We start from the raw sequence: 10211 nt of genomic DNA on the forward strand, positions 1-10211 counted from the left end.
TCGCCGCCGAACGCATCGAGCTGGAAGCGCCGGCCGTGAAGATCATCGCGCCGGGCGCGCAGACCGACTGGGCCGACGGCACGGTCACCCAGCAGACGAGCGGCCGCCAGGTCTTCAAGGCGAGCGAATTCGACGAGGTCGGCCCCGGCGGCGCGACACCGGAGGGCGTGCGCATGCCGACGTCGCATCTGCACACGGACGAATACGTGGTGCTGCGGCACCAGCAGACCGGCAAGCCGGTCCCGAACCAACGCTACGAGGCGACGTTCGAAGACGGCCGCACCGTCACCGGACGCACCGACGAACAGGGCCGCACCTCGTTGCTGATCGGCGAAATGATCGGCGACGTCGCCATGGCCTTCCTCCCCGACGACGACCCGGCCCGTTGACGCCGAATTTCCCGCAAACTCAACCCAGACCACGGAGCGCGCATGGCAGACCCGACCCGCCCCTTGCCCAACCTCGTCCCGCAGCCCGACGGCAGCTGGACGGGCCGAACCGTCCTGACCCCCACCTCGTTCACGACACGCGGGCTGTTCACCTTGCCGCCGTCGAAGGTCGTTCCGGTCATCGTCGTACCGGGGATCATGGGGAGCAACCTGCGGGCCGCGACCAGTCCGGCGATGCGGGCGAACGAGGTGCTGGATCCGGGGGAGCCGGCGTGGCGGGCACCGAATGGGACGTTCGAGGGGTTGAATACGTCGCGTAAATGGAAGAAATACGATGCCGGGACACGGCAACTACTGTTGGATGGCCGAACGCTCGAGACCGATAATCGCGGCGACATCCATTTGCCTCTTGAGGCACGCAATTACGGGATGACGGAGGCCGAGGTGCGCCAACGGTCGTGGGGCGAAGTGCACTGGGATTCCTACGGAAACCTGCTTTACGGCTTGCATGTGGGTCTCAACCATACGTTCGAAATGGATCAGCTCGACAACGTGCGCGTGATATGCCGCCACTGGAAGGACGTCATGGAGTGCGACCCTGCCAAGTGGGGCGTGCGCGGTATCGACAAGGTCAGCGAGGAAGAGCTGGAAAAGCACGCTGGCTATTACTACCCGGTTTACGCGTGTGGCTATAACTGGCTCGAATCGTGCGCAGACTCGGCCAGGCGGCTGCGTCAACGCATCGAGCGCATCATTGCGTTCTGGACGGAGCGCAAGCGCGAATGCCGACAAGTCATCCTGGTGACCCATTCGATGGGCGGCCTGGTCGCGCGCGCTTGCGCCAAGGAGATACCCGATCTGATCCTGGGGGTGATTCATGGCGCGATGCCGGCACTCGGCGCACCTGTTTGCTATCGCCGGATCGCTTGCGGAACGGAGAAGTGGAGTCCAAGCAATGGGAAGGTGGACAACGTCAAAGCTGAGCACATCGCTGAAATCCTCGGTGAAATGCCGAAAGACACAATGGCGGTCATGGCCACCGCGCCAGGTGCTTTGCAATTACTGCCCAACCATTTGTATCCGCAACCGTGGCTGCATGTCTCGCTGGTCAGCCGGATCAATAACAAGGATGTACCGCGGGATGTTGTGCATTTACCGGTCGGTAATCCCTATGACATGTATCGCGACTTCGACGCATGGTACCGCCTGGCAGACCCGGATCTCGCAGACCCTGCCGGCAAGTACAAAGGCAGTCCCGGAATCAGGGAAATCATGTGGAAGGCAATCGGCAGTGCCGAAGAGTTTCATCGTCAGACGCTGGGCACCTACTATCATCCGAACACGTATGCCTTCTACGGTGCCGATCCCGGACATATGTCCTTCGGGGCCGTTCGCTGGGTCGCGCGCGACCCCGGCACCGGCGCCGTTTTCACGGAATCAAACCTGCGGGGCGCGGTCGGTAACGGCTACGGCCCGTCCGGAGGGCGCCGCGTGCAAGTCGAGGGGCGCACCAATCTGCACTTCGTACCGGCACGCCAGGACGTGGCTGGTGACGGTACCGTGCCGCACCAGTCCGGTGCGGGTCCACGCGGTAAAGTTGGCCAGCTATTCGATGTCCGTGGTTTCGATCATCAGGGCGCGTTCAATGCCGACGCGATCCTGTTGCTGACACATCACCTTATCGTCAAGCTGGTACAAAAGCTGCCATGAAGCGCACATTGAAACGCGGATTGCGGAAGGCAGTCGTCTTGCCCCTGGTGTCGAGCGGTGTCGACGCGTACGCGGCAGGGCAACAGGCTTGCTTGCCATTGGACAAACCAGTATGCAGGTCAGGTGAGGTAATGTTTGACACCGGTAGGTTTGACGACAGGACTGCGCTCGAGCGGCAGTCGCCACGATCGTTAGCCTTCGACCCTGTCGTCAAGCTGGTGTCGATGTTGCCATGACGCGAACGAGGAAGCGCGGATGGCGAGAGCTCATCGTATTGTGCGCAGCTCTCGCCTGTGCGGGAACCTGGGCCGCCGGTCAGGTCCGCAGCATACGAGACAGATCCGAGGTGGCAAAAATGACCGAACAGATGAAAACGGTATGTGTCGGACGCTACTTGGTCGATGTGCCGAGCGAGGCAGAAACGAGCCTTTCCGGGGAAATGATATCCGGATTCTCGATCGATACGGTCGAAGAAAGCGAGGCGGCGTTTCGGGCACGGGTCAACACACGAGAGTCCGCCATAGCCGCGCAAGAAAACGATGCGGACCCGGCCCGGGCAGGGGGGATGATCGAAGCACGCGATCTACGAATTGCCGGAATGATTGGGCGCGCGCTCGAATATGGCAGGGATCGCACCTATGGATTCGAGGGTGGGCGTCGTGTCGATGTCGAATGGGTAGCGGTGGAGGTCCATGCTCACCTGGAAGGGGTTAGTTTTACCCTGTCGAAAAAAGTTGCCAATGAGGGCGACGCAAGATTGGCTGAAGCATTATTGACGCGCCTGCACGTGCGTGGCAGCGACGACATCCCGGCGTTTCCAGGGTTTTGTGTCTGGCGCGGCGTATTCGCGGAGCCGCTGCCTGAGCATACGAACGAACACGTCGTCTTTCATCTCGGCCTGCCAGGCCATCCTGACATGGGGCTGGCTCTCAGCAGCGTCGCGGGCGGCCACGTCGACGACGGGTTGCTCGAGCGCGTCGCTCTCGCGGATGCAGAAGCGAGTGCCGACGAGATGCTGCGTGTAACTAAGATACGTTCGGGCAAACGCAACATCAACGGAATCGAGGGTGAAGAGGTCCTCGAGCGCGTGCGCGAACTGAATTTTACGACCGGCTATGGCTTCATGTGGGAGGCCGGTGGGGGCGTCGACGATTTGTTGCAGCCACATCTGTTGCTGAACATGGAGACAGGCACCAACCCGCGTCCGGGCGGTAAGCCAGTCGACTCCAGCCTGCACGAAGACGCCGTTCTGGCCCTATGGGACAGTATCTCGTCCAGCATCCGCTTGCGCAAGTCCGGCCCGGCGCCGGCGGCCGAGCCTCCACCTGAACCGCCCGGACCGGCGCTGGGTGCATTGGCTTCGGCCGGGGAGGTCTGTCCACAGTCAGGCTGGTGGAAATGCCGTGAGGGCGGACCCGGTGTGGATGTGCAAGGCGGTGCAGTCCAGTGGATTCGCAAAGGCGACCGCATGCCGCAGGCGTTGCTGTTACCGCGGCAGACCCTGTGGCAAAAGCTGCGTGGCCTCCAGCCGAGCATCGAACCGTCGCGGCCGACCATGTGGAGACTGGTCGACAAGCGCCTGCGGCCGCGTACGCCTACGCTGGTTACGCTTGCCCCGCCCGGACCGGTCAGTGCCGCCCTGGAAGACGACGCCGTCCACGCACCGGCAGCGGCACTCGGCGCGAACGTCCGGACCGGCGAGGTCTGTCCCGCCAGCGGCTGGTGGCGCTGCGGAGAGACGCATGCCCTCGACGGGACACGCTGGTTTCCCCGTGGGAGCACGCTTCCGGCTGCGACGTTCCAGATACCGGTCGGCATATTCGGCCGTTCTGCCGGTCCGGAGGTGATCCAGCGGCGCAGTAGCTGGCAACTGATGCGCCTTGCCGAAGCCGAATGTGTCGCGCTTCTTGCCGATTCCGGGCAGGAGGCGCAAGACGGCATGGCGCCGCCCGCGGTCGGGCCGTCGCGGCTTGCGTGAGGGCTGCCGGCTCCCGGCCCGCCTGCCATGCGCAGCTTCATCCTGGGCTTCGTCGCCGGCGTCACGTACCTGCAAACCAGCGCCACGCTGCCGACATCCGGCCGGATGGCTATCGGCGCAGCCACGGCACTCTTCGTGCTGGCCTGCGCCGCCATGATCCGCTCCCCGCCGGCACGCATCATCGCGCTCGCCGCCGCCGGCCTGCTGTCCGGCTACGCGTGGGCCGCCTTCCTGGCCCAGGCGACGCTGTCGGCGGAGCTGGCCAGGCGCGACGAGGGCCGCGACGTGCGGGTCGTCGGGATCGTCGAGACGCTGCCCTACCGCTTCGACCAGGGCGTCCGCTTCGATTTCCGCGTGGAGCGCACCATCGATGACCAGGTACGCGTGCCTTCCCACATCGCGCTGTCGTGGTACCAGGGCCGCTATGGCATACGCCAGGCCGTGGGCGACGTCCAGCCAGGCCAGCGCTGGCAATTGACGGTGCGCCTGCAGCACCCGCACGGCAACGCGAATCCGGGCGGATTCGATTACGAAGCGTGGCTGCTGGAACAGGGCGTGCGCGGTCTCGCGCGGCGCGAGGGCGAAGCAGCCAGCATGTTCGCACTGGACACCGCGGTCGGCGAAGTGGCGCAACTGCTGCGCGCGCTGATGGTGCGCCAGAACGTGCAGCTGGAGACGCGCCTGCTGCTGCCGGAACGCCAGATCCACGCGAGCCGCGCCCAGATCCAGCAGGTGCTCATCAACCTGCTGCTGAACGCGATCGAGGCGCTGGCGGGCGTCAGCGACCGGCCGCGCCGCATCGTGCTGGAATCCGTGCCGGCCGGCCCCGCACTGGTCGAGCTGCGCGTGCGCGACAACGGCCCCGGCATCGCCCCGGCCGACCGCGAGCGCATCTTCGACGCCCTGTATTCGACCAAGGCGCACGGCACGGGCGTCGGGCTGTCGATCAGCCGCGCCATCGTCGAGGCGCACGGCGGCCGCATCGAATGCACGGCCGCGGAGCCGCACGGGGCGCTGTTCCGCGTCGTGCTGCCCGTGCGCAGCATCGCCAGCGTCGTCCCCCCGTCCGAAAGCCGCGACCATGCCTGAGAATCCCGCGCCCGTGATCCGCGTCTGCCGCTACATCGACGACCACCTGACCGAGCCGCTCACCCTGGCGGACCTGGCCGGCCACGCGGGCCTGTCGCGCCATTATTTTTCGCGCCTGTTCCGCGCCACGACGGGCGACCCGCCCATGCGCTACCTGATGCGGCGCCGCATCGAGCACGCGCGCCGGCTGCTGCTGGACCGCCGCCACAGCGTGTGCGAAATCGCCATGCTGTTGCACTTCGCCGACCAGAGCCATTTCTGCCGCAGCTTCCGCCGCAGCACGGGCCTGTCGCCGCTGCAGTACAGCCGCGCGCAGTAATATATTTACATTCTGGAGGAAACCATGAACCTACCCGCCATCGCCGACCTGATCCTCACCAACGGCCGCTTCCACACGCTGGACCGGTCCAACCCGCAGGCGGACGCGGTCGCCATCGCCGGCGGCCGCTTCGTCGCCGTGGGTGACGCCGCCGACGTCATGCGCCACCGTGGCGATGCCACCCGCGTGATCGACCTGGACGGCCACGCCGTCATCCCGGGCCTGAACGATTCGCACCTGCACCTGATCCGCGGCGGCCTGAACTACAACCTCGAGCTGCGCTGGGAAGGCGTGCCGTCGCTGGCCGACGCGCTGCGCATGCTGAAGGAGCAGGCCGACCGCACCCCGAACCCGCAATGGGTGCGCGTGGTCGGGGGCTGGAACGAATTCCAGTTCGCGGAACGGCGCATGCCGACCCTGGAAGAACTCAACGCGGCGGCGCCCGACACGCCCGTGTTCGTCCTGCACCTGTACGACCGCGCCCTGCTCAACCGCGCCGCACTGCGCGCCGTCGGCTACGACAAGACGACGCCGAACCCGCCGGGCGGAGAAATCGTGCGCGACGCCGCCGGCAACCCGACCGGCATGCTGATCGCGCGCCCCAACGCGATGATCCTGTACGCGACCCTGGCGAAAGGCCCGAAGCTGCCGCTGGAGCAGCAGATCAATTCGACCCGCCACTTCATGCGCGAACTGAACCGCCTCGGCCTCACGAGCGCGATCGACGCGGGCGGCGGCTTCCAGAATTATCCCGAGGATTACCAGGTGGTCGAACAGCTGGCCGCGCAAGACCAGCTGACCATCCGCATCGCCTACAACCTGTTCACGCAGAACAAGGGCAAGGAACTCGACGACTTCAAGAAATGGACGGGAATGGTGACGCCGGGCCAGGGCACCGACTGGTACCGCCACAACGGCGCGGGCGAGATGCTCGTGTTTTCCGCCGCCGACTTCGAGGACTTCCTGGAACCGCGCCCGGACCTGCCGGCCGGCATGGAGGAGGAACTCGAGCAAGTGGTGCGCCACCTCGTGTCGAGCCGCTGGCCGTTCCGCCTGCACGCGACCTACGACGAATCCATCTCGCGCATGCTGGACGTGTTCGAGAAGGTCGACCGTGAGATCCCGTTCAATGGCCTGCGCTGGATGTTCGACCACGCCGAGACCATCACCCCGCGCAACATCGAGCGCGTGAAGGCGCTGGGCGGCGGCATCGCGATCCAGCACCGCATGGCCTTCCAGGGCGAGTACTTCGTCGACCGCTACGGCGCGAAGGCGGCCGAATCGACGCCGCCGATCAAGCGCATGCTGGACGCCGGCGTGCCCGTCGGCGCCGGCACGGACGCCACCCGCGTGGCCAGCTACAACCCGTGGACGGCGCTGTACTGGCTCGTCTCCGGCCGCACCGTCGGCGGCCTGCGCCTGTATGACGCAGGTTCGCGCCTCGACCGCCACACCGCATTGGAACTGTGGACCGCGGGCAGTGCCTGGTTCTCCAGCGAACAGGGGCAGAAAGGCCGCATCCAGGCAGGCATGCTGGCCGACCTCGCCGTGCTCTCCGCCGACTACTTCCGCGTCGACGAGGACGCCATCAAGGCCATCGAATCCGTGCTGACCGTCGTGGGCGGGCGCATCGTGTTCGGCCAGGGCGCGTTCGACAAGCTGGCGCCGCCCGCCATTCCCGTGCTGCCCGAGTGGTCGCCCGTGGCGAAGGTGCCGGGCCACTACCGCCCCGTCCAGCAACCGGTCGCCGCAAAGCTGCCGCACCAGTGCCGCGGCGCGTGCTCCGTCCACGCGCATGCGCACGACCGCGCGCGCAAGTCGGATGTGCCGGTGTCGGATTTCAGCGCGTTCTGGGGCGCGTTCGGCTGCAGCTGCTTTGCGTTCTGAGGAGAAGACCATGTCCATGAAACCCAATGACCTGACGCTCGGCGTCGGCCTCGGCCTGCTGGCCGGCTACATCGACACGTCCGCGTTCGTCGGCCTGTTCGGCCTGTTCACGGCGCACGTGACGGGCAACTTCGTCCTCATCGGCAGCGAGCTCGCACGGCCGTCGCACGCCGGCGTGCTGCCGCTGAAATTCCTCGCGATTCCCGCGTTCGCGGCCGGCGTCGTCGTGGCGCGCCTGATGGACGTGCGCTGCGCGCGGCTCGGCCACAATCCGGCCCGCCCGCTGCTGGGCATGCAGTTCGTGCTGCTCGCACTGTTCACGATCGCGGGCCTCGCGGCGTCGCCGCTGGCCGGTCCGGAAGCGCCGCTGGTCCTCGTGACCGGCATGCTGGGCACCGCGGCAATGGGCGTGCAGAACGCCGTCGGCAAGCTGCAGCTGGGCCGCATCGCGCCCACGACGGTCATGACCGGCAACGTGACGGAGCTCCTGATCGACATGACCGACCTGGCCACGGGCCGCGCCACACCGGCCGTCAAGGCGCGCTTCGTGAAGTTCTTCTGGCCCGTGCTCGCGTTCGCGCTCGGCTGCATCTCGGGCGGCATGGCGTGGATGGCGTTCGGATTCTGGTGCTTTGCGCCCGCACTCGCGCTGCTCGCGTGGCTCGTGCTGCTGGACTGGCCGGCGCTGGAAGCGGCACCGGCGGCAGCGTAGCGTCCACGATACGCGAACGTCACGCGTGGGCACGGAGTGCCCACCCTACATTCCGGCGAGTGGTTTTTGCCGCTCGCATCGGGCATCGTAGCAGCCGAACATCGGTTCATCACAACAACACCAAACGAAAGGGAAAACGATATGAACGATATGAACGCCAGGCGCCGGAGCATGCTGGGCGGCGCCGCCGCGCTGCCCCTGGCCATGATGGCTGCCGCCGGTCCGGCGCAAGCGGCCACGGAATCGAAAGGCGGCGCTGCCCGCATGACGTCGAGCTACGTGCGCACCAAGGATGGCGTCGACATCTTCTACAAGGACTGGGGCAGCGGCACGCCGATCGTGTTCTCGCACGGCTGGCCGCTGAGTTCCGACGACTGGGATTCCCAGATGATGTATTTCGTCGAGCGCGGCTTCCGCGTCATCGCGCACGACCGCCGCGGCCACGGCCGCTCCACGCAGGTCGGCTCCGGCCATGACATGGACCACTACGCCGACGACCTGGCGGCCGTCGTCGAGCACCTGGACCTGAAGGGCGCGATCCACGTCGGTCACTCGACGGGCGGCGGCGAAGTCGTGCGCTACCTGGCCCGCCACGGCCAGTCGCGCGCGTCGAAAGCCGTGCTGATCGCGGCCGTGCCGCCGATCATGGTCAAGACGGCGACGAACCCGGGCGGCCTGCCGAAGGACGTCTTCGACGGCATCCAGCAGCAGGTCGCGACGAACCGCGCGCAGTTCTACCGCGACCTGCCGTCCGGCCCGTTCTACGGCTTCAACCGTCCGGGCGTGAAGCCGCAGGAAGGCATCATCCAGAACTGGTGGCGCCAGGGCATGATGGGCGGCGCCAAGGCCCATTACGACGGCGTCGTCGCGTTCTCGCAGACCGACTTCACGGCGGACCTCAAGAAGATCACGCTGCCGGTGCTGGTCCAGCACGGCGACGACGACCAGATCGTGCCGTACGCCGACTCCGGCGTACTGTCCGCCAAGCTCCTGCAGAAGGGTACGCTGAAGACCTACAAAGGTTTCCCGCACGGGATGCCGACGACGCATGCGGACGTCGTCAACGCCGACATCCTCGCCTTCATCAAGGGTTAAGCGGGCAACTGCGCATGGTGGGCACGGGGTGCCCACGCGTCCGTATGCCGATCAGCGGCTGCGCACGCTCGCGATGCCGAGCTTCTCCGCCATGCGCACCAGTTCGGCAAGGGTGCGCGTCTGCATCTTCTGCATCAGGTTGCGCTTGTGGACCTTGGCCATGATCTCGCTGATGCCCATCTCGTCCGCGATCTGCTTGTTCAACAACCCGCCGATGGCGAGGCCGAACACCTCGCGCTCGCGCGGCGTGAGCTGGGCATGGCGGCGCGCCAGTTCGTCCGCTTCGCGGCGCTGCGCGATGCGGCTCGCATCGCTGGCCAGCGCCTCGCCGACGGCGGCCAGCAGCGCGTCCGGATCGACCGGCTTGGTGAGGAATTCGTTGGCGCCCGCCTTCATCGCCGCCACGGACAGCGGGATGGTGCCGTGGCCGGTGAGGAAGATGACGGGCAGCGCCAGGTGGCGCCCGGCCATGTGCTGCAGCACGCTCATGCCGTCCAGCTGCGGCATCTGCATGTCGAGGATCAGGCAGGCGGGCACGGGCGGCGCCGGCTGCACGAGGAAGTCGGCGGCGTCGGCGAACGCGCGCACGTCGTACCCCTCCGCCTCGAGCAGGTGTTCGAGGCCGGAACGCACGTTCGCGTCGTCGTCCACCACGATCACCATCCGCTCGCCCATGCCTGCCTCCTCGTCTGTTGCAGACGCAAGCATAGCGGAAAACACCGGATCGTGCGGAGGGACGGCCATCACCGAACGGCGTCCGGCGGCACCGGGATCGAATCGATCAGCGCCAGCAGGCAGTCGGCGTCGACCGGCTTGAGCAGCAGCGTCAGCGCGCCGACCACGCTCGCGCGGCGCACGAGCGCGGGATCGTCGTCGCCCGTGATGAAGATGACGGGCAGGCTCGGGGCCAGCGCGCGCAGGCTTTCGCGCAGCGCGAAGCCGTCCGGCTCGCCGATGTGGATGTCGAGCACGGCGCAGTGGGCACGCACGGGGTCGCAGGCGTCCAGCGCGGCGGCGGCGCTCGGATAGCCC

9 protein-coding genes and 1 pseudogene are annotated in these 10211 nt (G+C 66.7%); 8 read left to right on the forward strand and 2 right to left on the reverse strand.

Annotation, left to right across the window (positions count from 1 at the left end):
• The 8 genes and pseudogenes from ACEN88_RS16520 to ACEN88_RS16555 form a co-directional block, all read left to right on the forward strand.
• Positions 1-389 (forward strand): annotated as a pseudogene (locus ACEN88_RS16520) (type VI secretion system tip protein VgrG); the annotation flags it as partial.
• Positions 390-431: 42 nt separating this feature from the next.
• Positions 432-2099, forward strand: coding sequence for an esterase/lipase family protein (locus tag ACEN88_RS16525; protein WP_413341257.1), 1668 nt, complete (start codon positions 432-434; stop codon positions 2097-2099).
• Between the two features lie 355 nt (positions 2100-2454).
• Positions 2455-4077: a T6SS immunity protein Tli4 family protein gene (locus ACEN88_RS16530; RefSeq protein ID WP_413341258.1), complete on the forward strand. Its 1623-nt coding sequence runs from the start codon at positions 2455-2457 to the stop codon at positions 4075-4077.
• A gap of 27 nt (positions 4078-4104) precedes the next feature.
• A complete protein-coding gene (locus ACEN88_RS16535; RefSeq protein WP_413341260.1) occupies positions 4105-5166 on the forward strand; it encodes a DUF4131 domain-containing protein in 1062 nt (353 codons plus the stop codon).
• On the forward strand, positions 5159-5485 hold the full coding sequence (locus tag ACEN88_RS16540; protein ID WP_056131176.1) for a helix-turn-helix domain-containing protein: 327 nt from the start codon (positions 5159-5161) through the stop codon (positions 5483-5485). The genes ACEN88_RS16535 and ACEN88_RS16540 overlap by 8 nt, the downstream gene beginning before the upstream one ends.
• A gap of 24 nt (positions 5486-5509) precedes the next feature.
• Positions 5510-7372, forward strand: coding sequence for an amidohydrolase (locus ACEN88_RS16545; protein ID WP_413341262.1), 1863 nt, complete (start codon positions 5510-5512; stop codon positions 7370-7372).
• A gap of 10 nt (positions 7373-7382) precedes the next feature.
• Positions 7383-8084 carry a YoaK family protein gene (locus tag ACEN88_RS16550; RefSeq protein WP_413341264.1) on the forward strand — a complete coding sequence of 234 codons (702 nt, stop codon included), beginning with the start codon at positions 7383-7385 and terminating at the stop codon, positions 8082-8084.
• 264 nt (positions 8085-8348) lie between these two features.
• Positions 8349-9179 carry an alpha/beta fold hydrolase gene (locus ACEN88_RS16555; RefSeq protein ID WP_413341269.1) on the forward strand — a complete coding sequence of 277 codons (831 nt, stop codon included), beginning with the start codon at positions 8349-8351 and terminating at the stop codon, positions 9177-9179.
• Between the two features lie 51 nt (positions 9180-9230).
• Here the strand turns inward: ACEN88_RS16555 and ACEN88_RS16560 are convergent, their stop codons facing one another.
• Both ACEN88_RS16560 and ACEN88_RS16565 read right to left on the reverse strand, forming a co-directional pair.
• Complete coding sequence (locus ACEN88_RS16560) at positions 9231-9854, reverse strand: response regulator transcription factor (protein WP_413341265.1); 624 nt, start codon at positions 9852-9854, stop codon at positions 9231-9233.
• 68 nt (positions 9855-9922) lie between these two features.
• Positions 9923-10211: response regulator (locus ACEN88_RS16565; RefSeq protein WP_413341267.1), on the reverse strand; the 289-nt coding region annotated here is incomplete at its 5' end.

Source organism: Massilia sp. CT11-108 (assembly GCF_047302915.1).
Taxonomy (GTDB): Bacteria; Pseudomonadota; Gammaproteobacteria; order Burkholderiales; family Burkholderiaceae_D; genus Telluria; species Telluria orientalis.